Origin of the sequence: Pseudanabaena minima str. Chao 2107, from assembly GCF_051131155.1 — a bacterium.
GTDB classification, from domain to species: Bacteria; Cyanobacteriota; Cyanobacteriia; order Pseudanabaenales; family Pseudanabaenaceae; genus Pseudanabaena; species Pseudanabaena minima.
Genome location: NZ_CP159508.1, coordinates 2,776,561 through 2,799,430, shown reverse-complemented (window position 1 = coordinate 2,799,430; position 22,870 = coordinate 2,776,561). Strand labels below are relative to the sequence as shown.

Here is a 22,870-nt window from a genome sequence, read left to right as displayed (position 1 = left end):
CAGAATTAAAAAGCCAGAGCTTCGCTCTGGCTTTTTAATTCTGAGAATTCAACCCAAATTGTCTTTAAATACAGTTTTGTGGATTTTAGATTGTCGATAATTAAGTTGAAAACTGCACAATGTTGCTATTTTTTTAATTCTAGGAGAAATTTGGCTTCGTTAGCCCGATCGCTATTGGGATAACGATCTATCAGTCTTTGCAGATAATTGGACTGCTCGCTGAGAAAGAAGCTAGAAAACAGCAAATCATCAATATATTGGCTCTGAGGAAACTTCACCTGTAATTCAGTGATGATGCTATCAATACGTCGTTGATAGTCAACGCGCATACTCTTTTCTCGCTGTTCATAATCTTGATACGAATAACTATTTCTACTTGTTGGTTGATATGGCTTACTAGCGGACACACCTACAGGTGGATGGATACGTTGGGTTTCTGAGAAAGTGTGGTTTTCCCACTGGTCAAGAAGTGTCATTGCTACCATGTACAGAGTTTTTTCGCGAAGCGCCGTGGAAAGGCTATTGTCTTCGAGTAATTTTTGATAGAGGGAAAGAGCGATCGCATTTTGACTGCCAGCTTGATATTTAGCGAGAATATCAGCATCACTGCGTTTAGATGGATCGCATACCCACCATTCGTGACAATTCCAATCCGTTGGCAAGTAATAAGCGCGAAATCCATCCCAAATTGCTAAATAACCATTTTTCCATCCGCCAATCCCCGCCCAGTTAGAGGCAATCTGATATCGTGATTCGGGTGTATTTTCGATTTGCCATTGACGTAATTTTTGCCAACGTAGTTTTTGTTCACCCAATAGTAACTGAGCTTCTTTCTTAAAGTTTTCGACCTGATTATCTTGCTGCCACCAACGACCTTGAGGATAGTAGTAAGCTTCGAGAATCTGGTCAGGAATTGCTTCTAATTGCACCTTTGCTGCTGTTTCTAAGGCTTTGGCATAATCTTGCGATCGCGCATATTGGACGGCGATCGCGTATTGTAAGAGTGGTGCAAGGAGTTGATTTTCTGGCTCTTGTAAGAGGGTTTGCATCTGGTCGATGGACAAGCCAACATCAAGGAGCGTGCGAACATGGGGAAAAGCGAGATAAAGAGCATCTCGATCGCCCATTGGTTGCGCCATAATCTTGATCCAGAGGCGCATCGCTCCGACAATATCATTGTTATCTTGTAAACTTAGCGCCAGAAAATAATTAGCATCATCGACTCCAGAGTGCTCGGAATATTTCTGGAGCCATCCTTTCCATGCATTTAGTCTTTCTTTCTCAGTAAGTTTAGCGTTACGGGCAAGGATCGCAGGTTCGCGTGGCTCAGCATTAAAATAAGAACGTCCTGTTAAATCGCCATACTCACGACAGGCGATCGCAAATTTTGATTGTGGATATTTCTCTACCATTCCCAACAGCAGATAATAGGCATGATTACCCTTTTGCCCAAAATTTTCGTAACTAACGATCTTTGAGAGAGAATGAAGCTGAGATAGATCGTTATTTAAAATATTTTTGAGGAGTTCTGTCCCTTGATTATCTCCATGTCGATCAAGTTCAGCGATCGCCCATATGCGATCGCTTGCCGAGAGATCGTTAGCCAAAGAACGAAAGAATGCGCGAGCAAAGGGGGTAATCTCTCCCGCCTTCATGACACCTATTCTCTCAACTAAGATATATTCCTGAGCATCGCTGGATAACTTCTGGTAGAGAGCGATCGCTTCTTTGATTTGCCTTTCTGTTGGTTGTTGTAGTTGCTCGTACTGTACCCATTCTGGTAAGCCTGCAAAATTCTTGCTTTTTTCGGAAGGAGTCTTGCCATAGACGGCTTCATAGCCCAATAATCTAGTCAAGAAGTCGAGATTGAATTGGTCGTAGTAACGAGGGGAATTTCTCGGTTCGAGATTTGCCTTAGCAAGACTGATTAACTCTGAGCGTACTTTAGGGTCGTCTAAGCCAAATTCTTTCTCCCAGTCTTTGCTCTGAGATGCTGATGCATAGGAATAGATTTCATAAAAGCTTGGATAGGTCATCCGTCGCTGAATCTGTCCATGCAACCATAGCGTTGTATAGGGCTTCCCTAGGCTGCGAATACCTTCAAGTCCATACCTTTGACGAGTTTCATCACGGGAGCGAGCGTAATAACTCAGTAAAGGATAGGCTTTGGCTCCGTATTTTTTCCAGACTGGATTCTCAACCCGATCTTTCCCCCACTTCTCGACAATGATATCTTGGCGTACTGCTTGAGCAATTTCTTGCCATTGGGGATCGAAACGAAGGCGATCGCGCAAGACATCATCAATTTCCAATTGGGATATTTCTTGAGGACTGAAAGAATCAGCCAGTTTTGACATTTCCGATGGACTAGGTATTTTAACTGTTCGAGATTGAAATACTTCTGTCGCTTTAAGTGCTATGCCAAATGAGAAGATAGTGATGACGCATATAGACAATATATATAGATGTCGCTTTTGCATTTCAATCTCCAAACTCTAAGTTAGATCCTCCTATACATTAAACGTGATTTGGATGAGACAGAATTACATCTCATTAATTTGCAACAAAAAACCATCCGCCAAAAAAATAGAGTCGGTGCTTTAAGCACCGACTCTATTTTTTTTGATGAAAAGAACGTGAGTTCGATATCGCCATTTGCGACGTACTTCGCCCGCCGCAAATGGCAGGAGATGGTAAGAACCGCTTAGCGGTTCTTACCATCTCCTGCCTTCGTCGAACTGAGGTTAAAAGAATAAATGGCTTTCAGGTTGGATATTGATTTCCATCGGTACAGCTTGTGGATCGGCGGAAAGAGCAAACATAATCGCATTTGCCGCAGTCTCAGTCGTTAGCATTTTGCTGCGATCAACCTTCAGGCTAACGTTATCCCAAAATGGCGAATCAATTCCGCCAAAATAGAATAGAGTCACCTTAATACCTAAACGTCGAACTTCATCAGCCATACATTTACTAAATCCGATCGCCCCAAATTTTGATGCACAATAGGCTGATGCCATAGCCATTGGATGTTTACCAAGAATGCCAATGACATTGCAGATATGTCCAACCTTACGATCCTTCATGACATTTGCCACCGCTTGGCTAGTGTAAAAATTTCCCTTGAGATTAAGATCAAGCATCTGGTCAAGTTCTTGCGGTTCAATGCGAAGGAATTGCTTCATCACGCCTGCACCTGCCGCATTCACTAAGACATCAATCTGTCCAAACTGCGCGATCGCTTGCTGTACCATTCCTTCAACTTGCTCATATTTAGTAATGTCTGTAGGAACTGCGATCGCCTCAATATCGTGGTCATCTTCGAGATTATTAACTAGTTCTTCCAGTTTGGCGACGTTTCTCGCGACAAGAACTAACTTCGCACCTGATGCGGCTAATTTTTGGACAATCGCCAAACCAATGCCACCTGTTGCACCGACAACGACAACAACTTTATTTTGCATATTAAAAATTACGATCTGTTTACAATACTTTATACTTCTTTACATAATAAAGCCTCACGGCTATGTGATAAAAAAACGTCAGTTCGCCGAAAAATAAAAATGGTAAGAATCGCTCAGCGATTCTTACCATTTTTATTTTTCGGCGAACTGACGTTAAAAAAGAACAGATTTTTAGTGGTGTGGCTTTGCCGCGCCACTAAAAATCTGTTTAAGCAACTCCATTCTTCTTAAACCAATCCAGTAATCGTTTCCAGCCGTCCTCTGCTTCGGTTTGACGATATGAAGGACGATAATCAGCGTGAAAAGCGTGAGGTGCATCGGGATAAACCACAATCTCGGAATTAGCACTGCAACCCTTCAGTTTTTCACGCATTTGCTCAACCGTATCCACAGGAATACCAGTATCCTTACCACCATATAAACCCAGAATTGGCACTTGTAAATTCATGGCGATATCAATGGGATGCTTTGGTGTAAGTTTTGTTGAGTCACCAACAAGTCTGCCATACCAAGCCACACCTGCTTTAACTTGCGGATTGTGGGCAGAATATAACCAAGTAATCCTCCCACCCCAACAGAAACCCGTAATCCCCAACTTTTGCGGATCTCCCTTAGCTGATTTAGTTGCCCATGCTGCGGTAGCATCAAGATCGGACATAACTTGAGCATCAGGAACTTGGCTAACTACTTTGCGAATCTCCGCAATATCCGTCAACTTAGATACATCACCCTGTCGATAAAACATTTCAGGGGCGATCGCTAGATAACCTAATTTTGCGAGGCGACGGCACACATCCTGGATATAAGCATGAACGCCAAAGATTTCTTGAATAACTAAGATCACAGGAAAATCTTTGCCCACAGTTGGTCTAGCTCTATAAGCAGGGATCGTGCCATCTTTGACAGGTATTTTGACTTCACCTGCGATGATGCCCTTATTGTCTGTAGTGATTACTTTTGCGGAAATTGGCTGCACAGCGATCGCAAAACCTGCTGTGAGGCTAGTAACTGCGATGAATTCGCGTCTGGTAAGTTTTGACATGCAAGTGAACCTTTACAAAAATATAGATGATGACAAGCTAGGCTTCCCACCATCTATATTTTGCAACCTAAAACTAAAAATGAGTGTCATCTCAAAACCCATAAATGAATGAAGGCGGCGCTTCGCGCCACCTTCATTCATTTATGGGGGGTGTGTTAGCGCAGCGTAACTCACCATTCAATCTTAGACTGTGCGTTACATAGCGTAACGCGCCTTACAAAGTGAAGTGGGCGCAGTAGCTTCACTAAACTATTTGCCAATTTTGACTGGGGTTTTAGTAGCTTTGATCTCATAAATTGCTTTTTCTAGCAAAGAGACTCCTGTCATTTCTTCTGGTTGTGGAACTTGCAGAATTTCTAGAATCGTAGGGGCAATGTCTGCTAGGCGACCGCCAGACTGCTTGAGTCTTACATCAGCACCATGACCATAGATCTTACGACCTTCACCCTCTACCAAAATAAATGGGACAGGATTGCTGGAATGGGCTGTCCAAGGATTGCCATGATCATCCCACATATATTCCGCATTACCATGATCGGCGGTGATTAAAGCCGTACCACCTGCATTGGCGATGCTAGATAATAGCTTGCCCAAACATCGATCCACATGCTCGAGAGCCTTAACTGTCGCTTCAAAGTTACCAGTGTGACCAACCATGTCGGGGTTAGCATAGTTAATCACAATTAGCGAGTAAATCCGCTTGGTGATCGCTTCGGAAGCAATGCGGGTTACCTCAGTAGCAGACATTGCTGGCTCTTGATCATAGGTAGATACACGCGGACTATTGACCAATACCCGATCATCGCCTTCACTAGCTTCTTCCAGTCCACCATCAAAGAAATAGGTAACATGGGCATATTTCTCAGTTTCAGCGAGGCGCAACTGCTTTAATCCATGCTGTGCCACAACTGGCCCCAACAAGTTAGTTAAGTTTTGGGGCAGGAAGGCAACAGGCACAGGTAAAGCACTGTCGTACTGGGTAAATGTGGCATAGGCGAGATGCTGAATATGTTCGCGTTCAAAACCTGTAAAGTTTTCGGCAACAAGAGCTTGAGTGATCTCACGGGAACGATCAGGACGGAAGTTAAAGCAAATTACACCGTCACCTGAGGCGATCGCCCCTTGAGCAACGCGAGTAGGGGGTAAAAATTCATCGGTAATTTTTTCTTTGTAGGCGGCTTCCAGTAAGTCTGTTGGCTCAGTTAGCTCAGTAGTGATTTGATCGTTTGTCAAAACTTCATAAGCCTTTTGGACGCGATCCCATCGCTTGTCACGATCCATGACAAAGTAACGACCACTGATTGTAACAATGCGCCCAACACCAATCTTTTTAATATGTGCTTGTAAAAGCCTAATAAAGTTGATCCCTGAATGTGGCAAGGTGTCACGTCCATCGGTAATCACATGAATGCAGACATCTTCAATTCCTTGAGACTTCGCTAAATCTAGTAATCCCAAGAGGTGATCAATATGTGAATGTACACCGCCATCAGAGCAAAGCCCGATTAGATGCAATTTGCTATGGTTAGCTTTAACCTTTTCACAAACTTGTACTAGTACAGGATTTGATAATAATGAGCCATCATCGACAGCATCAGAAATTCTTACTAACTCTTGGGGGACAACTCGACCTGCACCAATATTTAAATGTCCAACTTCAGAGTTGCCCATTTGACCTTTTGGCAAGCCAACATCTTTGCCAGAGGCTTGGAGGAGAGTTTTTGGGTAAGTACTCCACAGACTATCCATGACGGGAGTATTTGCTGCGGAGATCGCATTGCCCTCGGTTTCTTCCCTATATCCCCAGCCGTCTAAAATGATCAGAACCAGTGGAGAAACAGACCCCGTTTGCATAAAAGACAGTTCCTTGTTAAGTACATGTTCACTCCTCACTAGGCAATCATACCATCGGAGCAAATTTACGGATTATCTTAACAATACTTGGCAATTTGCGCGATCGCAATGTATCGTAAAAAACTTTTAATTATTCCCAAACTTGCGGTGCTTTGTTTCAATCGACGAATTGCTGACACAGATTAGCGCATTCATAGCACATTTATTTTGCTGATCGCTAACGAATGTATGATGATTACTCTGTAGTGCTTTGCTGTGACTTACAACACTTTGCGCTCAAACCCAAAATTCTTTCATCGGTTAAAAATTTCCCCCACGAATGGCGTTAATAGTTCAAAAATATGGTGGCTCCTCCGTAGCCGATGCCGATCGCATCAAGGCAGTCCGTGATCGCATTAAGCGGACAGTTGATGCTGGTAATCAAGTTGTAGTAGTGGTTTCAGCGATGGGCAAAACCACTGATGGTTTGGTGGCTCTCGCCGAGTCAGTGTCAGCAACTCATACTCAAACCCTTACCGAAATTGCCGCAAAAGAGCGAGAAATGGATCTGCTCTTAGCAACAGGGGAGCAGATCACGATCGCTGCCTTAAGCATGGCATTGCAAGCAGTAGGACAACCTGCGATCGCCATGAATGGCTCTCAAGTCAGGGTGGTTACGGAGCCAAACCATACTCGCGCCAGAATTTTATATGTAGAACCAGATCAAATTAGATCAGCGCTAGATCTTGGTAAGGTTGTGGTGATTGCAGGATTTCAAGGAGTAGCGATTGATCAAGCTACTGGCTTACCGAGTAATGAAATTACTACTTTAGGGCGCGGAGGTTCCGACACTTCGGCAGTGGCGATCGCCGCAGCGATCGAAGCAGACATTTGTGAAATTTATACTGATGTTCCCGGAATTTTGACCACTGATCCACGGATTGTCCCCAAGGCACAGATGCTTGCGGAAATTACTTGCGACGAAATGCTAGAGCTAGCCAGTTTAGGGGCAAAAGTTTTGCATCCACGTTCTGTGGAAATTGCCCGTAACTTTGGCGTAAAAATGTGTGTGCGATCAAGTTGGCTAGATGATGCGGGTACGGTGATCACTTCACCTCGTATTGGTACAGGCAATCTGAAATCCTTAGAAGTGAATCGTTTTGTGGAGACAGTTTCGATTGATTACGATCAAGTCAAAATTGCGCTGTTACAAATTCCCGATCATCCTGGGATCGCCTCACAGCTATTTAAATCTCTCGCTGATCAAGGGATCAATGTTGACTTAATAATCCAAGCAGTGCAAGAAACCGAAGGTGTAAATGACATTGCCTTTACGATTCCTCAAAATCAACTGCAACTTGCCGAGGTGGTCACCCGTAGTTTAGAAATTGGCGCGAGTTTAGTCACCGTTGACTCTGCCATTGCCAAAATCAGCATTATGGGTGTGGGCATGATCGGACGACCAGGTGTAGCTGCGCAAATGTTCACGGCTCTGGCTGAAGCGGGAATCAATATTCAAATGATTTCCACTTCTGAAATTAAAATTAGTTGTGTAATTGCATCTTCTGATGGCGAAGCGGCGATCGCTGCTATGCAAAAAACCTTCGATGTGCCAGTGAGATCGCATTCAGCCTGTGAGATTACCTCAGAAAATAATGCCGATATTTCACCTGTGCGTGGGGTTGCTCTAGATCGCAATCGGGCTAGAATTGCAGTGCAGCAAGTACCTGATCGTCCGGGGATGGCAGCCAAAATCCTTGAACAGCTTGTTGAACAAAATATTAGTTTGGATATGATCGTCCAGTCGCAATCCGATCGCGATGTTAACGAAATTGCTTTTACTGTAGCAATCACTGATCTTGCTAAAGCGGAAACTGCCCTCAGACAATATACGCAGGAGCTTGGCTACGGTGAAGTAACTTGCGATGCTGACATTAGTAAAGTCAGTATTGTGGGCGCAAATATGATCCATCAGTCGGGAATCGCTGCCCGTATGTTTAGCGCTCTCGCTGATTCAGGGATTAATATTGAGATGATCGCCACATCTGAAATTAAAGTAAGCTGCGTAGTGCGCGATCATCAAGCGGAACAAGCACTGAAAGTTATTCATCAAGAATTTAACTTGTCTGGTGATTACGCGATCGAAGTTCCCAGTGCCTTGAAAAAGTAGTAAGTGTGGCGCGAAGCGCCACACTTACTACCTAAATACGCTTTAAGATAAACACATATCCCGCGAGCATTTCTATGTCATCTGATAAATCTAGCGATCGCCCCAGCAATCCGCCCACTGATCCTAAGCCAGCGCCACCTGTTCATAAACAAGAAAATTCATTTAAAAATTTCTTGACTGATAACTTGCCCACTGTCACAGTGGCTATTTTGTTAGCAGTTGGCGTAAGAATATTTATTGCTGAGCCACGTTATATTCCTTCTAGCTCGATGGAGCCGACTTTATTAATTGACGATCGCTTAATTATCGATAAGCTTTCAATTCGTTGGCGCAAGCCCGAACGCGGTGAAATTGTCGTCTTTAATCCACCCGTTAATCCTGTTGTGCCTGATGCGTCTAAGGTCTATATCAAACGGGTAATTGGGTTGCCAGGCGATCGCATCAGCATTCATGATGGCAAAGTATTTATAAATGATGTACCTCTAAATGAGCCATATATTGCCGCGCCGCCAAATTACACTTTGCCAACCCAAGACGATGCTCTTTGTCCTAACTGCTTCCGTCCTGACAATGTGCAGTCTGGTAAGGATCATCCGTTTTTCACAGTGCCTAATGGTAAATATTGGGTAATGGGTGACAACCGCAATAATAGTCTGGATTCTCACGCATGGGGATTTATGCCCGAAGAGAATTTAGTTGGAAGGGCTATGTTTCGCTACTGGCCGTTTGACAATCGCGTTGGTAATTTAAACGTTCCTAAATACAACTAGTAGAAGAGTGATGCGCTCCGTGACCCTTCTACTAAATACATAAATACAACTAGTAGAAGGGGACGCGGAGCGTACCTTTCTACTCAATACAAAATAAGTAGATACTGATCCATGTCCACAGAAATTAAATTAGATCCGCAAGCTCCTATCAAACCTTGGTGGCAACAACATAGTGAAACCATCCGTATTTTTATCGTGGCTCTTGTGATCGCTTTATTTCTGCGGGCATTTATTGTCGAACCACGTTTCATTCCCTCTGGCTCGATGGAACCGACTTTGCAAGTGGGCGATCGCATCTTAGTCGATAAAATCTCAATGCAATGGCAAGAACCACAACGCGGCGATATTTTAATTTTTTATCCACCTAAGTCTCCTGCGATTGAAGACAACACTAAAGCTTATATCAAGCGCTTGATTGGAATCGAAGGCGATCAAATTGGGGTACGTGGCGGCAAAGTCTACCGCAATGGGGAAGCACTGGATGAGCCATATATTGCGGAAGCTCCTAAATATATGATGCGTACTGTGACTGTGCCAAAAGGTCATTACTGGATGATGGGCGATAATCGTAATCACAGTAATGATTCGCATATTTGGGGATTTCTACCTAAAGAGAATGTCATCGGTAAAGCAACTATTAGATTCTTTCCTTTTGGCGATCGTTTAGGCGCAATTACAACAGCTAAATAACACCTAAATCTATGTTTTGGTAAGCGTCAGAAAATCTGGATGTTAAAGTACTAATAAACATACTCAAGAAAATCCATGACGCTAACCCTTAATCTACCGTCAGAAGTTGAGGAATATCTCTTACAGGAAGCCAATCAAAAAGGGCTTTCCATTGAGTCTGTGACATTGGAGTTATTAACCAGCTCTATTCTTTTAAGACAAAAACAATCTAAAGCGGTTAACCTAATTCAGTCTTGGATCGATGATGAAGATATTGAGGAACAGCAAGAAACAGGTCAATATTTGATTTCTGCATTAGATAATGATCGTCTCAGCGATCGCAAATTGTTCCCAGTTGAGATGAAGGGTATAACTTGGTGAATCGCGTCATAATATTGGATTCGGGGCCAATTGGTCTAATCACCAATCCAAAGCTATCTCTAGAAAGTGTAGCTTGCGCCCAGTGGTTACAAGCTCACATCACGGCTGCAAGTCGAATTATCATTCCAGAGATTGCAGATTATGAGGTTCGCCGTGAGTTATTACGAGCAAACAAGACTAAAGGGATTTCTCGTCTAGATGATTTAGCCAAGTTGATTGAGTATTTACCAATTAAAACGGTTGCAATGCGTCAAGCTGCTCAACTTTGGGCTCAAGCTCGTCAGCAAGGACAGCCCACATCAGGTGATAAAACGATTGATGGAGATATGATTCTAGTAGCTCAAGCTATGACTTTTGGAGTTGCAGATGTTGTAATTGCGACAACGAATGTAGGACATCTATCAAGATTTATTGCTGCCGAGTTATGGCAAAATATCGTTATTGATTGAGCTTCAATTAGTTGGATTTAAGCTTTTTTCCTTGGGCGAGCGCTTAGGCAAATAGGCGAAACTACATCTGATAAATACTTTCTAATTGTAAAATTTCATCATCAGACAAGGAGTATACAACTTTGACAGAATCCCAAGAGCAGTACAGTCTTACTGCTAACAAAATTCAGTGTGGGCATTGTGCTATCAAGTCCCTCATGAGGATTATTTGTGAAGGAGAAGATTCGTACGTTTTTGGTGATGAAGAATATGGTGGAGATGATGTTTATCATAAGTGGCAAATTTTGAAATGCCTTGCTTGTTCTGAAATAAATATTCTTCACAACTCATCATCATCACTATGGGAATATGAATTGGACAGCGAAACCTCTATACGTCCTACATATATTGATATTTTGTATCCTCATCAGATTAGTGAAAAGCCGCTTGAACTGAAAATTAGCAACGAGGTAATAGAGCGAGCAATTGCTGACATAGAAGTTCTAATTTTATCTAGAGGAGCAGTTAGTGGAGTTGATCGAATACATACTGCTCTTCATGGTTATCTGCGTGCAATATGTATTCGAGAGAATATTGTATATAGTAAAGATGACAGCATAGTTAAGCTATTCAAGTTACTGCGTCAGCAACATCCAAAACTGCAAAGTACTGACCGCACACAAGACATTGATCGTCTCCTTCAGTCATTTGCGGGTATTTTAGATTCACTCAATCCAATAAGAAATCATGCAAGCATGGCACATCCTAACGATAATGTTCTAGAGAAAGATGAAGCTTTACTTTTCATCAATGTAGTTCGTACATTACTCCGTTACATTGATGGGAAGTTGATATAGAAAGATCCCCATTTTTATAAAACATATTATTTCAAGAGATACACCTTTAACAAATTTGAGGCGAATTTATGGCTAACAAAAAACAACGTTTTTCACAGATTGATTTGCGTAGTGCGTTGCAAATTATCGGGATTAATGAATTAAAAGAATGGCAAATAAAATTTACACCTAAACAAGCTTCAGAATATTATTTGACAAGCACCCAAAAACTCAAAGCACACTTTGATTTATCCTTGTCTGAATCAGCGAAATCATTATTAATCGATGCTATTTTGCTCGAAGCAATTGATAGTTATGCTGCCTTAAAAATCTGGAAAGAAGCAAAATTACAAACTGAACAATTAACAGGTGTAGTTGATTATTTAATTGCTGGACAGGGGAAAGTATATCAATCGCCTTTATTATGTATCGTTGAAGCTAAAAAAGATGATTTTGAGCAGGGATTAGCGCAATGCTTAACAGAAATGTATGCCTGTCTAACATTGAATCAGCCACAATATTCATTTCCTATATATGGCATTGTCACTAATGCAACGACATGGCGATTTTATCAACTAAACAAACAAGAATGTTATGAAAGCCTTGCTTATTCAGAAACTCAACTAAAGGATATTCTCGGAATTCTAAATTGTTTGTTTGCTGATTGTCAGGCAAAACTTTTAAACCATAGTCAATCTGGAAATGCCAATTTAGCGAGATAGCGATGATTTATTTGAAATAAGGCGATCCTTGACAAAATCATAAAAAAGATCGCCTTATTTTTTTACGTCGTTTAAACAGGAGTAGAGAAGCGGATTTTCAGGTAATCATCTTCCATTTTTGCGCCAGAGGTTTGGAGAACCGATAGAGCTTGAGGTAATACCAAATTACGGCGATGATTGCCAATACGTATATTTAGCTCATCACCAGTCTTAGTTAGCTCAATCTTCTCTTTCGGTACACCTGGTAAATACAACTCTAAACGATACTGCTTATTCTCCTCAACAACACGCATTGTATTTTCTTTGTAATAGACCTGCGAAGGATCTTCATTGCCATATAGAGTCTCTTTTAAGCGCTCTAGGGCAGCAATTCCACACATCTCTTCAGCATAAAGTGGAATCTGCTTAATTGGCAGAGGATGAAAGTCACGATGAATTTGTTCGCAATATTGCTTCTGATTGTCTTTCCATGCCTTAAAGAATGGATCTTGCACTTCTTCAGGAATAATCCGATTAGCAATCACCATATCTGTAGCAACATTGTAGAGACTGAGATAGGAATGCGCCCTTAAGGACTCATTGATCACCATCTTTTCGGGATTAGTCACCAGCCTGACGGTTGTGGTGGTGTTATCTGTGAGGATTTTTTCTAGAGATTCTAATTCTTCATAAAACTCATAGGGTGCATCCATTACTTCTTTGTTGGGCAAAGAGAAGCCAGTCACACGCTTAAAAATAGGCTCAAATACAGGACTCAGAACCTGTGCCATTCCCTGCAATGGCTTATAAAACTTCCGCATATACCAACCTGCTACTTCTGGTAGAGACAGTAGTCTCAGAGCTGTCCCCGTAGGTGCAGAGTCAATTACCAAAACGTCATATTCCTTTTCGTCATAGTGCCGCTTAACACGTACTAGACCAAAAATCTCGTCCATTCCTGGTAAAATTGCTAATTCTTCGGCTTGAACTCCCTCCAGACCCCTAGCTTGAAGAACTTCACTAATGTAACGCTTGACCGCACCCCAGTTTCCTTCTAGCTCTCTTAATGCATCTAACTCCGCCCCCCAGAGGTTAGGACGGACTTCTTTAGGATCATGCCCCAATTCGACCATAAAACTATCAGCAAGAGAGTGAGCAGGATCGGTACTCAAGACTAAAGTTTTATAACCCAATTCAGCACAGCGTAAACCTGTGGCTGCGGCGACAGAAGTTTTGCCCACTCCGCCTTTTCCTGTCATTAAAATGATACGCATGGTCAATATGACTCGTCTTGTTTAAATTTTGATGGGATTAGGCTTGACAAAGCTAAGCCCTGCCAAATCTAATAAATTTTGAATAAATAGTTGATGTTGCAAATCTTTACAATTGCTTCTCATTCTAACATCGATATCGCGATCGCCTGAAATGCTTTTAAATAGCTTTTTCTACTTAATAGTTACCCAAATAGTGTGAGGCGGCGCTTTGCATCGCCTCACACTATTTGGGTAACAAGAATGGCAACAGCTATAATATCAACTCACAAAAGTGTCGTCAGACTTTTATGAATTCAAAACCAAACCTAGTCAGGGTTTTAAACACAAAAAATGAGTGAGCCATTTTCTGTGTTGGGATTGCTGGATTTTTGGATTGCATACATGGTAGTTTAGCCAGATACAAGCTAAAGTAGCTTAGCTAATCGCTGTAAGGCTTTTATCTATATGAATCAGCAACCAGACTCACCTGTTAACTTAGAACAACTTAGTCAAATATCAGAAGGAGATATAGAGTTTGAGATTGAGGTTTTACAGGTTTATGTTGAAGATGTCTCACAGCGTATTGAAAAAATTCGTGATGCAATTACTAGAGATGATTGGTCAAAAATTATGGGTGAAGCACATCACCTAAAAGGTTCTAGTGCGAATGTGGGGGCTTTGCAAATCCAGACATTGGCAGGGCAACTTGAGAAACTAGATGCAAGTCAAGATCAGCAAAAAATTCTGGAGATTATTGATGATATGTTGAGAAAAATACAGGATGTTGAGTTATTTATTCACGAAAAATCAGCGACTTTGTCAGCACCAAAAAAAATTGAATCTTAGCCATGGATAATATAGTTTTAAGAACTATAAATTTTATGACCAGTAAGCAATGGCGATCGCTTGCCAATATATTTTTTGTCTGCCTAATTTGTCTTGGTATAACCTTCTGTAACGCTCTTTCTCTAACTGTTTTCGCTGTAAGTGAGCCTTCTCCAACTCAGATCATCGATCGCTTTGAAAACATCAAAAACAAAATGGCAAAACTGAGGTTTTGCTATAACGAAAGCTGTTTTTATCGCAATGTCACCAGCAAAGTTATTCCACCTACTAGCAACAATCCTCACTACATTGGTGAAATATCTGCCGCTGTAGAACGCCCATCATCCAGTCCAGATCTCGCCGACTATCATTTTGTCTATGTAGACGATCGCTGGCAACTAGTTAAAGGTGAAGAGTTTACCGATGTTGCTGATTACGTATTTATAGGCGATCGCTATGAAATCTACAGCGTTCATAATAGTCACACCTTGCGCGGTAATCTAGACAAGGCAAAAGAAGAAGGTGGTATTAAATCAGGCTATTTGCCTCTTTACTATGAAGTTTTAGATCGTGGAATTGAGAAGCTATAAAAAGATGAGATGCGGTGCAAAGCACCGCATCTCATCTTTTTTTAAAGAAAAAGCCTCGCATTGCGAGGCTTTTTCTTTTTTTTGAGTAAGTAATTACCGTTTCGAGTATTGAGGAGCTTTACGAGCTTTCTTGAGACCATACTTCTTACGTTCCTTGCAACGAGGATCGCGAGTCATGTAGCCTTCAACCTTGAGAGGTTTACGGTTTTCAGGAGCAAGTTCACACAAGGCACGAGCAACACCTAGACGAATTGCATCAGCTTGACCAGTTACACCGCCACCATGAGCATTGACCAAAACATCGTACTCATTTTCCAAACCCAAAGTTTCCAAAGGAGCCTTTACCCCTGAGATGTAGCTAGGGTTAAATTGCAAATACAGATCACCTGGTTTGCCATTGATTACGATTTTGCCTTCACCTGGGACGAGGCGTACACGGGCGATCGCTCTTTTACGACGACCAGTTCCCCAGTAAACAGCACGATTAGAACGTTCAGTATCTGACATCTGTGATTTCTCCTACTTCAGCGATGGAATGGTGTTGATGACCAAGGTCTCAGGCTGTTGCGCCTCATGGGGATGGCTAGCACCCTTATAAACCTTGAGCTTGGTGAAAAGCTGACGACCGAGGGTATTTTTCGGCAACATACCTTTAATCGCATGTTCGAGAACTCGTTCAGGAACGCGAGCGATTACTTTGTCGAAAGTTTCTTCCTTCATCCCACCTGGGCGACCAGAATGTCTTCTATATAGCTTTTGGGTGGATTTCTTGCCAGTTACAGCAATTTTTTCGGCGTTGATTACCACGACGAAATCGCCAGTATCTAGGTGGGGCGTATAGGTTGGCTTATTTTTACCGCGTAGGATTACCGCGATCGCGCTAGCAAGCCTTCCTAGGCGCTGACCTTCCGCATCAATGACATACCATTTGCGATCGGGATCTTTTGGTAAGTAGCTTTTATTGGGAGTAAGAGTAGTTGTAGTCATTAGTTTCTCTACAAACGAGATTTATCTATGATTATTTATCTGGGAAATATATCTGGGAAATATATTTATCAAACTTTTGAGTTTGGGACAGGTTAGCTTTTAAACTTCAGACCAAGTTAAGTACATGGCTGTCATTTAAACCTAGTGTTTGCTTGCGTGATGCGAATTCCGCAAAGGGATTATCAGCATAGCCGATCGCCAATAGGCACAATCCTTGTGGGGGAGCAGCATACTTAACTTCAATACGACGTTTTTCTTGCCAAATGCGCGTAAAGGCTTCGACACTCAGACGTGAACGCCCTACATCGACTAATTGCCCTACTAACAAGCGAATCATGCCGTACAAAAAGCCACTTGCCTGTACTTCCACATGGACAAAATCACCATCTCGCCAACATAGGGCTTCTTGAAGTTCAAGACGACTATGGGGGCGACTTGAACCTGCTCGTTGAAATGCTGCCATATCCTGCTCACCTAACATCGGCTGCAAGGCTTGATGGATCAGCTTTTCATCAAGGCGATCATGGTAGTAGTGCCAACTAAACGGCTTTACAAACAGATTTGGGATTGCTGCGGTGTAAATCGTGTAACGATAACGCCGCCATGTCGCCGAAAATCTTGCGTGCCAATCGCTTTCTACTTCCGTTGATCCACAGATCAAAATCCCTTCAGGCAAATAACTATTAAGTATCTTTGCCCAACGTTGGGGAGGGATCAAGCTTGACGTATCAAAGTGGGCTACTTGAGCCGCAGCATGAACGCCCGTATCAGTTCTACCTGCACTATGCAAAACGGTTGGCTTTCCGCAGATCTTAGCGATCGCTTCTTCAATCGTTTGCTGCACACTGGGATGATTTGGCTGCCTTTGCCACCCATAAAAGTATGTACCTAGATATTGAATAACTAAAGCAATACGATGGGGAGACTCAGAATCAGCAGAGAACATCTTGATGCTTACACAAGTTGCAAGATCGCCATTTCCGCATTATCACCACGACGGCTGACTGTGCGTACAATGCGGGTATAACCACCATTGCGCTCAGCATAGCGATCCTTTGCTTGGGTGAACAACAAGTCAACCAAGGTAGTTACGCGCTCTTCTTCGGGTAATTGTTCTTGTTTAGTTTTGGTTTGAGGACGATCGCTTACGGGTTCGCCATCTTTGACCGAAATGTCGTATAGGTAGGCGATCGCTTGACGACGAGCGTGCAGAGAACCATCTTTAGCAAGGGTGATCATGTGATCAACACTGCTACGAACGGCATCAGCCTTAGCTCTAGTGGTCTTAATTTCGCCTCTAAGGATTAGTTCAGTTGTCAAAGCCCGTAGGAGAGCTTTGCGCTGATCGGCAGCCTTGTTAAGCTGGGGGGTTTTACAACGGTGACGCATAGGTGTGTACTAGATGGATATGAAACCAAACTCTTTCAAGAAAAGAGATTTTGCTTTTTTACAGAACTTTAGAAGCTTTGGACTCAGTTAAGGTCAAGCCAAGATGCTGTTTAAGGGCATCCATAACTTCCTCAGCCGATTTTTGACCAAAGTTTTTGATTTCCAGTAAATCGTCTTGGGTGTATTCCAACAAATCCGCAACAGTATTAATCTGAGCGCGTTTGAGACAGTTATAAGCTCTAACAGATAGTTGCAATTCTTCAATGTGAATTTGCTTAGTCTCGTCTTGCTCATCACGTTCTTGGGGCAACGAAGGCGCAAGGGTGATTTCTTGCAAGGGCGAGAACAAATTCACCAACACACTAGCGGCTTGGCTAAGTGCTTCTTGAGGTGTAATGCTGCCATTTGTCCAGATATCGATTAGCAGACTCTCTTTGTTGATCGCATCACCGATCCGAGCGTCCTTAATCTCATACTTGACCTTACGCACAGGCATAAACACAGCATCAATCTTGAGTGTATCAATCGGAGAACTGTGATCTTCCTTAGAGCGGTCTACCGAGCGATAGCCTTTACCACGCTCAATCGTTAGTTCCATCTCCAAAGTTGCCCCCTCACTGAGAGTCGCAATGTATTGGTTAGGATTCACAATCTCGATATCCGATGGCAAAGAATGGAAACTGGTAGCCGTGACTAATTTTGGACCGCGCTCTACCAAACGAATGATCTGCGGTGCTGAGCTATAAGACTTCAACACTAGTTCTTTCAAGTTGAGCATCAAATCCAAAACGTCTTCCCGCACGCCTGGAATCGTCGCAAACTCATGGTTGACACCAGCAATGCGAACAGCAGTGACGGCCGCACCCTCAAGATTGGAGAGCAATACCCGTCTGAGCGCATTTCCAATGGTAATGCCTTGCCCCCGATCTAGTGGTTCCAGTACGAATTGGCTGTACTGGCTATTGTCTTTTTCTGTGTGGGATGCAACGCACTCAACCTGAAACTGTGCCATATTTGTACCGACTTAGTCTGCAAGAGTAAACGAAAATCAAAGGGAGAAATTAGAGAATTGGGGAATTACGAATTACGAGTTACGAATTATGAGCTTAGTTTCTAATTCGTAATTTCTAATTCGTAATTGATTACACACGTCTGCGCTTTGGAGGACGGCAGCCATTGTGAGGAATAGGAGTAATATCACGAATAAGAGTGATCTCTAAACCAGCAGCTTGCAATGCTCTCACTGCGGTTTCACGACCTGATCCAGGACCTGTGACCATTACTTCAACCTGACGCATTCCTTGCTCCATCGCTCTTCTAGCCGCCGATTCGGCAGCAGTTTGCGCTGCAAATGGAGTACCCTTCTTCGCGCCCTTAAAGCCACTAGCACCAGCCGAAGACCAAGAGATCACATCTCCAACAGTGTCTGCGATCGTGACGATAGTGTTGTTAAAAGTAGACTGGATGTAAGCGACTCCATTAGGGACATTGCGCTTATTCTTACGTGCGCCAGTTCTACGAGTTGTTTGACGAGCCATTGTTTCGTATTAATCCTTACTTACTTCTTACCTGGAGCCTTCTTCTTACCTGCGACAGTACGACGACCGCCACGACGGGTACGAGCATTGGTGCGAGTACGTTGTCCGCGCACAGGAAGCCCCATACGATGTCTGCGACCTCGGTAGCAACCGATGTCTACTAGGCGTTTGATGCTTAAACCTTCGAGACGACGCAGATCGCCTTCTACTTGAAAGTTGGATTCTACCTCTTGGCGTAAAGTTGTTACTTCAGGATCAGTAAGTTCTTTAACCCGTGTATCAGGGTTTATTTTGGTAGCTGCTAAGATTTTTTTGGCGCTAGTTAGACCGATTCCGTATATGTACGTTAGTCCTATTTCGATGCGCTTGTCACGCGGAAGGTCAACTCCTGCAATGCGAGCCACTATAAGTCTCCCAATTTGTTGTCAGTTTTCAATGTTATGTTTGCCCTAAAAGTACTCGTTGACAGACCTTTTCAGATGTTTTATGAGTAAATTTGAGGACGGATGGCTGTACAACACTATCTTCGTGAGAGCGTGCGTTCTATGCAGTGGGTTAGCTACAATCGACAGAAGCAAATTACGAAGACGTAATATTTTACAGCGAACTCTATAATATATTGACAATGGCAACTTCTGTCAATATTTTTTAGGATTAGTTAGGATTAGTTTTACTAAGCCAAGAATACTTGGCAGTGATCGCCATTAGTTGTCACGATCAGTTTCTATTGAAGCAACTCCAGAGATCGGACGATAGGTATAGCTCGCGATCGATGGAGCATTACTTGGCATATTGCTGGGCGCTTGAGATCGCGATATTTTCATAATATCTTCTTTGATCGCTTCGAGATCGACATAGCGATCAGCAACATTAATCAGATGATCGCTGGTCATTGAACGTAAACTGACCACTTCAACACGTACACCACGATAACTTGCCGCATCAACCGCATAGGCGAGATCCCCGTCGCCACTTACTAATACAGCAGTATCGTAGGAACCAATTAGCGCCATCATGTCTACAGCAATCTCGACATCAAGGTTAGCTTTCTTGGAGCCATCGGGTAACTGTACAAGTTCTTTAGAAATAACTCGATAGCCATTGCGACGCATCCACAACAGGAATCCCTGTTGCTTTTCATTGGTGCGATCAACTCCTGTATAGAAGAATGCGCGGAGTAAACGTGAACCATCAGTAAGGCATAGCAGCAACTTGGTATAGTCGATTTCGATCCCCAGTTGTAGGGCTGCGTAAAAAAGATTGGAGCCATCAATAAAGATGGCAACTCGCCCTCGATTTTCTAAAATCTGGTCTGCTTTAAAGCCAGAATCTTGCTCAAAAGGTAACATATTTTTGCCTATAGAACGCTTGTTATCTAGTGCTGCGGGATGAAGCTTTGGTATTAGCATTGATACTTAAAACCGTCCTAAGTGTTTACCTAATTCAGAAGAACCTCTTAAAATTTTTTAATAAACTCACACATAGCTGATTTAAAGCTAGTATCGGACGTTAAAAGTAGCTTTCAATAAATAAACTTGCTTTATCCCAAGACTTTTTGAGAATTATTGGAAAATTTAATAGTAATCAATCCAAAGTGAATTAAAGATAAATCTAAAATAAACTCAGAACTATAAATGAATTTTTTATAATAAGAATACAAAAACAATAAATTTATTTTTATAAGCTACCTTCAACTATACACCATAAGTAAATATACTCAGAGGCATAGATTATGATAGGTATAAGAGTTAATAAATTACACCACTTAAAGCTTCAATGTATTGCAACTTAAACAATTTCAATACGTTGAAAGATCGGTACTGGCGTAGCTAGGGATGCACCTGTTTTGAGTATTCCCCAATTTGTGTGACTCCAATCAGGTGGAGATGTTTCATCAAAATTTAACCCCAATTGTTGATAGGCGGCGATGCCCAGTTTGGGTGCAATTGGGGAAAGTAAATAAACTGCAATCCTTACTGATTCGAGCAAAGTATATAAAGTTTCGTTAACTTCTTGCTGTTTACCTGCTTTAAATTGCTTCCAAGGGGTAGTTTCATCGATTAGCTTGTTGCAATTCCAGATTAGTTCCAGAATCTTCTCACAAGCTGCTCGAAAGTTAAGATTTTGATAATCAAGAGCTACGCGATCGCCCAAATTTTTTGCTTGTTCAATCACTGGTTTAATTAGATCTGAGACTTCAGTGTGATCGCTGGGATCATGTGCAGGAATAGTTTGTTGACAATATTTATTTGCCATTCCCAGACTGCGATTGAGTAAATTACCAAGGCTATTGGCGAGATCAGCATTCACGATCGCCACAAATCTCTCTTCATTAAAATCACCATCACGCCCAAACTCAATTTCCTTAAGGAAATAGTAACGAATTGAATCGGCTCCAAAGCGATCAACTAAATCGTAGGGATCAATGGTATTACCCAAAGTTTTTCCCATTTTTAGTCCATCTTTTGTCAGCAAACCGTGACCAAATACCCGCTTGGGTAAGTCTAATCCTGCCGACATAAGCATGGCTGGCCAGTAAATCGCATGAAATCTTAAAATATCTTTACCAATAATATGGAGGTTGAAGGGATACCACTTTTTGAGAGCATTTTCTAGGGTTGGCTCATCATCAGGTTCGAGTAACGCTGTGACATAACCGAGCAAGGCATCAAACCAAACATAGATTGTATGGGTTGGATCGGTGGGGATCGGGAATCCCCAATCAAGGTTAACGCGGGAGATCGAGAAATCCTGTAAGCCTTGCTTCATGAATCCGAGGACTTCATTACGACGACTTTCAGGTTGGATGAAGTCGGGATGCGACTCATGAAATTGATCGAGTGCATCTTGATATTTGGAGAGGCGAAAGAAATAATTTGGTTCATCGCGCCATTCACAGACAACATTAGTATGGATTGGACAATGATGGCTTTCAGGGAGTTCGCGCTCTTCTTTAAATTCTTCACAAGCGACACAGTACCAGCCCTTTTGCTGATTTAAGTAAATATCGCCTGCGTCGTAGACCCGTTGAAAAAATTCATTAACGATCGCTTGATGTTTTGGCGCAGTAGTACGGGTAAAGCGATCAAACCTAATATTAAGTTTTTCCCAAAGCGTATAAAATTCAGCAACGGTGCGATCGCAATGTTCTTGAGGCGATAGATTGTTTTTTTCAGCAGTACGCTGAATTTTTTGTCCATGCTCATCTGTACCCGTGACAAACATGACTGGATGTCCTTTGAGCCGATAGAACCGTGCAAAAGCATCGGCAGCGATCGTGGGGTAGGCGCTACCAATGTGTGGGCGATCGTTGACGTAAAAAAGTGGTGTGGTTAAAGCGATCGGTTCTGGGGACATAGAGGACTCAATTCAGGACTAATACCATTTTGCAAAAAAATGGCTGTAAATATAACATTAAACTCCAAAATGATCGGCGGTGCTTAGCGCCCCCGATCATTTTGGGAATGGTAAGCGACAAATGACGAAAAATCTAGAAGTGCATCAAATTTGGATGGATCGAGCAATCTCATTAGCAAAAGAAGTGGGAGAGCTAGGGGAAATTCCTGTGGGCGCAATAATTGTAAATAAGTTAGGAGATGCGATCGCAACTGGAGTAAATCGCAAAGAACGCGATCGCGATCCCACTGCCCATGCTGAAATTGTCGCAATTCGTGAGGCGGCGCGAGTATTGCAAGATTGGCATTTGAACGGATGCACACTATATGTGACTTTAGAGCCTTGTCCAATGTGTGCGGGGGCAATTTTGCAAGCGAGGATTAATACCTTAGTCTATGGCGCTGACGATCCTAAAGCAGGCTCAATTCGCACCGTGGCTAACTTACCCGATAGTCCTGTGTCTTTTCACAAACTAGAGGCGATCGCTGGAATCCGCGAACGAGAATGCCAAGAGTTATTGCGAGATTGGTTTGCTAATCATCGCCGTAAATCCTAAACCACAGTTTGATGATCGAAGCTGTTTCAAAATTTGCAACACTGA

General features: G+C 42.5%; 24 protein-coding genes. 10 read left to right on the top strand and 14 right to left on the bottom strand.

What is annotated here, in order from left to right; all coding sequences use genetic code 11:
• Positions 1-125 precede the first annotated feature (125 nt).
• From ABM313_RS12740 to gpmI, 4 genes are all read right to left on the bottom strand, one after another.
• Positions 126-2,480, bottom strand: coding sequence for a hypothetical protein (locus ABM313_RS12740; protein ID WP_434683576.1), 2,355 nt, complete (start codon positions 2,478-2,480; stop codon positions 126-128).
• 264 nt (positions 2,481-2,744) lie between these two features.
• Positions 2,745-3,461: an SDR family oxidoreductase gene (locus ABM313_RS12735; RefSeq protein WP_434683575.1), complete on the bottom strand. Its 717-nt coding sequence runs from the start codon at positions 3,459-3,461 to the stop codon at positions 2,745-2,747.
• 208 nt (positions 3,462-3,669) lie between these two features.
• Entirely contained in the window at positions 3,670-4,503 is an 834-nt protein-coding gene (locus tag ABM313_RS12730) for a dienelactone hydrolase family protein (protein ID WP_434683574.1), read from the bottom strand.
• Between the two features lie 249 nt (positions 4,504-4,752).
• Positions 4,753-6,357 carry a 2,3-bisphosphoglycerate-independent phosphoglycerate mutase gene (gpmI, locus tag ABM313_RS12725; RefSeq protein WP_434683573.1) on the bottom strand — a complete coding sequence of 535 codons (1,605 nt, stop codon included), beginning with the start codon at positions 6,355-6,357 and terminating at the stop codon, positions 4,753-4,755.
• 319 nt (positions 6,358-6,676) lie between these two features.
• Here gpmI and ABM313_RS12720 point away from each other — a divergent pair, with 319 nt between their 5' ends.
• The 7 genes from ABM313_RS12720 (at position 6,677) to ABM313_RS12690 (ending at position 12,312) form a co-directional block, all read left to right on the top strand.
• A complete protein-coding gene (locus tag ABM313_RS12720; protein WP_434683572.1) occupies positions 6,677-8,506 on the top strand; it encodes an aspartate kinase in 1,830 nt (609 codons plus the stop codon).
• Between the two features lie 74 nt (positions 8,507-8,580).
• A complete protein-coding gene (lepB, locus tag ABM313_RS12715; RefSeq protein WP_434683571.1) occupies positions 8,581-9,276 on the top strand; it encodes a signal peptidase I in 696 nt (231 codons plus the stop codon).
• A 111-nt stretch (positions 9,277-9,387) separates the two neighbouring features.
• Positions 9,388-9,966: a signal peptidase I gene (gene lepB / locus ABM313_RS12710; RefSeq protein ID WP_434683570.1), complete on the top strand. Its 579-nt coding sequence runs from the start codon at positions 9,388-9,390 to the stop codon at positions 9,964-9,966.
• 75 nt (positions 9,967-10,041) lie between these two features.
• The gene (locus ABM313_RS12705) at positions 10,042-10,326 is read left to right on the top strand and encodes a hypothetical protein (RefSeq protein WP_434683568.1); all 285 of its coding nucleotides are present in this window, start codon (positions 10,042-10,044) and stop codon (positions 10,324-10,326) included.
• Entirely contained in the window at positions 10,323-10,775 is a 453-nt protein-coding gene (locus ABM313_RS12700; protein WP_434688465.1) for a nuclease, read from the top strand. Before ABM313_RS12705 ends, ABM313_RS12700 begins: the two co-directional genes overlap by 4 nt.
• A 122-nt stretch (positions 10,776-10,897) precedes the next feature.
• Positions 10,898-11,611, top strand: coding sequence for an abortive infection family protein (locus ABM313_RS12695; protein ID WP_434683567.1), 714 nt, complete (start codon positions 10,898-10,900; stop codon positions 11,609-11,611).
• A gap of 68 nt (positions 11,612-11,679) precedes the next feature.
• On the top strand, positions 11,680-12,312 hold the full coding sequence (locus tag ABM313_RS12690; protein ID WP_434683566.1) for a hypothetical protein: 633 nt from the start codon (positions 11,680-11,682) through the stop codon (positions 12,310-12,312).
• 71 nt (positions 12,313-12,383) lie between these two features.
• Here the strand turns inward: ABM313_RS12690 and ABM313_RS12685 are convergent, their stop codons facing one another.
• Complete coding sequence (locus ABM313_RS12685) at positions 12,384-13,565, bottom strand: TRC40/GET3/ArsA family transport-energizing ATPase (RefSeq protein WP_434683565.1); 1,182 nt, start codon at positions 13,563-13,565, stop codon at positions 12,384-12,386.
• A gap of 444 nt (positions 13,566-14,009) precedes the next feature.
• Here ABM313_RS12685 and ABM313_RS12680 point away from each other — a divergent pair, with 444 nt between their 5' ends.
• Both ABM313_RS12680 and ABM313_RS12675 read left to right on the top strand, forming a co-directional pair.
• The gene (locus ABM313_RS12680; RefSeq protein ID WP_434683564.1) at positions 14,010-14,390 is read left to right on the top strand and encodes an Hpt domain-containing protein; all 381 of its coding nucleotides are present in this window, start codon (positions 14,010-14,012) and stop codon (positions 14,388-14,390) included.
• A gap of 35 nt (positions 14,391-14,425) precedes the next feature.
• Positions 14,426-14,959: a hypothetical protein gene (locus ABM313_RS12675; RefSeq protein ID WP_434683563.1), complete on the top strand. Its 534-nt coding sequence runs from the start codon at positions 14,426-14,428 to the stop codon at positions 14,957-14,959.
• A 93-nt stretch (positions 14,960-15,052) separates the two neighbouring features.
• On the opposite strand, the gene rpsI is transcribed toward ABM313_RS12675, so the two are convergent.
• The 9 genes from rpsI to metG all read right to left on the bottom strand — a co-directional run bounded on the left by rpsI (position 15,053) and on the right by metG (position 22,230).
• Positions 15,053-15,466, bottom strand: coding sequence for a 30S ribosomal protein S9 (gene rpsI, locus ABM313_RS12670; RefSeq protein ID WP_094530392.1), 414 nt, complete (start codon positions 15,464-15,466; stop codon positions 15,053-15,055).
• 12 nt (positions 15,467-15,478) lie between these two features.
• On the bottom strand, positions 15,479-15,946 hold the full coding sequence (rplM, locus tag ABM313_RS12665; RefSeq protein ID WP_434683562.1) for a 50S ribosomal protein L13: 468 nt from the start codon (positions 15,944-15,946) through the stop codon (positions 15,479-15,481).
• 106 nt (positions 15,947-16,052) lie between these two features.
• A complete protein-coding gene (gene truA / locus ABM313_RS12660; protein ID WP_434683561.1) occupies positions 16,053-16,892 on the bottom strand; it encodes a tRNA pseudouridine(38-40) synthase TruA in 840 nt (279 codons plus the stop codon).
• A gap of 8 nt (positions 16,893-16,900) precedes the next feature.
• Positions 16,901-17,335: a 50S ribosomal protein L17 gene (gene rplQ / locus ABM313_RS12655; protein WP_434683560.1), complete on the bottom strand. Its 435-nt coding sequence runs from the start codon at positions 17,333-17,335 to the stop codon at positions 16,901-16,903.
• 58 nt (positions 17,336-17,393) lie between these two features.
• Positions 17,394-18,347: a DNA-directed RNA polymerase subunit alpha gene (locus ABM313_RS12650; protein WP_009628985.1), complete on the bottom strand. Its 954-nt coding sequence runs from the start codon at positions 18,345-18,347 to the stop codon at positions 17,394-17,396.
• A gap of 130 nt (positions 18,348-18,477) precedes the next feature.
• Positions 18,478-18,873, bottom strand: coding sequence for a 30S ribosomal protein S11 (gene rpsK / locus ABM313_RS12645; protein ID WP_009628986.1), 396 nt, complete (start codon positions 18,871-18,873; stop codon positions 18,478-18,480).
• Positions 18,874-18,893: 20 nt separating this feature from the next.
• Positions 18,894-19,277: a 30S ribosomal protein S13 gene (gene rpsM / locus ABM313_RS12640; protein ID WP_009628987.1), complete on the bottom strand. Its 384-nt coding sequence runs from the start codon at positions 19,275-19,277 to the stop codon at positions 18,894-18,896.
• 300 nt (positions 19,278-19,577) lie between these two features.
• Positions 19,578-20,222 (bottom strand): NYN domain-containing protein, encoded by a 645-nt coding sequence (locus ABM313_RS12635; protein WP_434683559.1) that lies wholly within the window; start codon positions 20,220-20,222, stop codon positions 19,578-19,580.
• A gap of 439 nt (positions 20,223-20,661) precedes the next feature.
• Entirely contained in the window at positions 20,662-22,230 is a 1,569-nt protein-coding gene (metG, locus tag ABM313_RS12630; RefSeq protein ID WP_434683558.1) for a methionine--tRNA ligase, read from the bottom strand.
• Between the two features lie 121 nt (positions 22,231-22,351).
• Between metG and ABM313_RS12625 the strand changes: the two genes are divergently transcribed.
• Positions 22,352-22,825, top strand: coding sequence for a nucleoside deaminase (locus ABM313_RS12625; RefSeq protein WP_434683557.1), 474 nt, complete (start codon positions 22,352-22,354; stop codon positions 22,823-22,825).
• Positions 22,826-22,870: the final 45 nt, after the last annotated feature.

Coding starts and splice junctions, on each gene's coding strand:
- ABM313_RS12685 (WP_434683565.1), bottom strand. CDS start 13,565: ATGCGTATCATTTTAATGACAGGAAAAGGCGGAGTGGGCAAAACTTCT.
- rpsI (WP_094530392.1), bottom strand. CDS start 15,466: ATGTCAGATACTGAACGTTCTAATCGTGCTGTTTACTGGGGAACTGGT.
- ABM313_RS12690 (WP_434683566.1), top strand. CDS start 11,680: ATGGCTAACAAAAAACAACGTTTTTCACAGATTGATTTGCGTAGTGCG.
- ABM313_RS12675 (WP_434683563.1), top strand. CDS start 14,426: ATGACCAGTAAGCAATGGCGATCGCTTGCCAATATATTTTTTGTCTGC.
- rplM (WP_434683562.1), bottom strand. CDS start 15,946: ATGACTACAACTACTCTTACTCCCAATAAAAGCTACTTACCAAAAGAT.
- gpmI (WP_434683573.1), bottom strand. CDS start 6,357: ATGCAAACGGGGTCTGTTTCTCCACTGGTTCTGATCATTTTAGACGGC.
- ABM313_RS12735 (WP_434683575.1), bottom strand. CDS start 3,461: ATGCAAAATAAAGTTGTTGTCGTTGTCGGTGCAACAGGTGGCATTGGT.
- ABM313_RS12730 (WP_434683574.1), bottom strand. CDS start 4,503: ATGTCAAAACTTACCAGACGCGAATTCATCGCAGTTACTAGCCTCACA.
- ABM313_RS12705 (WP_434683568.1), top strand. CDS start 10,042: ATGACGCTAACCCTTAATCTACCGTCAGAAGTTGAGGAATATCTCTTA.
- rpsK (WP_009628986.1), bottom strand. CDS start 18,873: ATGGCTCGTCAAACAACTCGTAGAACTGGCGCACGTAAGAATAAGCGC.
- ABM313_RS12635 (WP_434683559.1), bottom strand. CDS start 20,222: ATGTTACCTTTTGAGCAAGATTCTGGCTTTAAAGCAGACCAGATTTTA.
- ABM313_RS12740 (WP_434683576.1), bottom strand. CDS start 2,480: ATGCAAAAGCGACATCTATATATATTGTCTATATGCGTCATCACTATC.
- ABM313_RS12680 (WP_434683564.1), top strand. CDS start 14,010: ATGAATCAGCAACCAGACTCACCTGTTAACTTAGAACAACTTAGTCAA.
- rplQ (WP_434683560.1), bottom strand. CDS start 17,335: ATGCGTCACCGTTGTAAAACCCCCCAGCTTAACAAGGCTGCCGATCAG.
- ABM313_RS12625 (WP_434683557.1), top strand. CDS start 22,352: ATGACGAAAAATCTAGAAGTGCATCAAATTTGGATGGATCGAGCAATC.
- ABM313_RS12650 (WP_009628985.1), bottom strand. CDS start 18,347: ATGGCACAGTTTCAGGTTGAGTGCGTTGCATCCCACACAGAAAAAGAC.
- truA (WP_434683561.1), bottom strand. CDS start 16,892: ATGTTCTCTGCTGATTCTGAGTCTCCCCATCGTATTGCTTTAGTTATT.
- metG (WP_434683558.1), bottom strand. CDS start 22,230: ATGTCCCCAGAACCGATCGCTTTAACCACACCACTTTTTTACGTCAAC.
- lepB (WP_434683571.1), top strand. CDS start 8,581: ATGTCATCTGATAAATCTAGCGATCGCCCCAGCAATCCGCCCACTGAT.
- lepB (WP_434683570.1), top strand. CDS start 9,388: ATGTCCACAGAAATTAAATTAGATCCGCAAGCTCCTATCAAACCTTGG.
- ABM313_RS12720 (WP_434683572.1), top strand. CDS start 6,677: ATGGCGTTAATAGTTCAAAAATATGGTGGCTCCTCCGTAGCCGATGCC.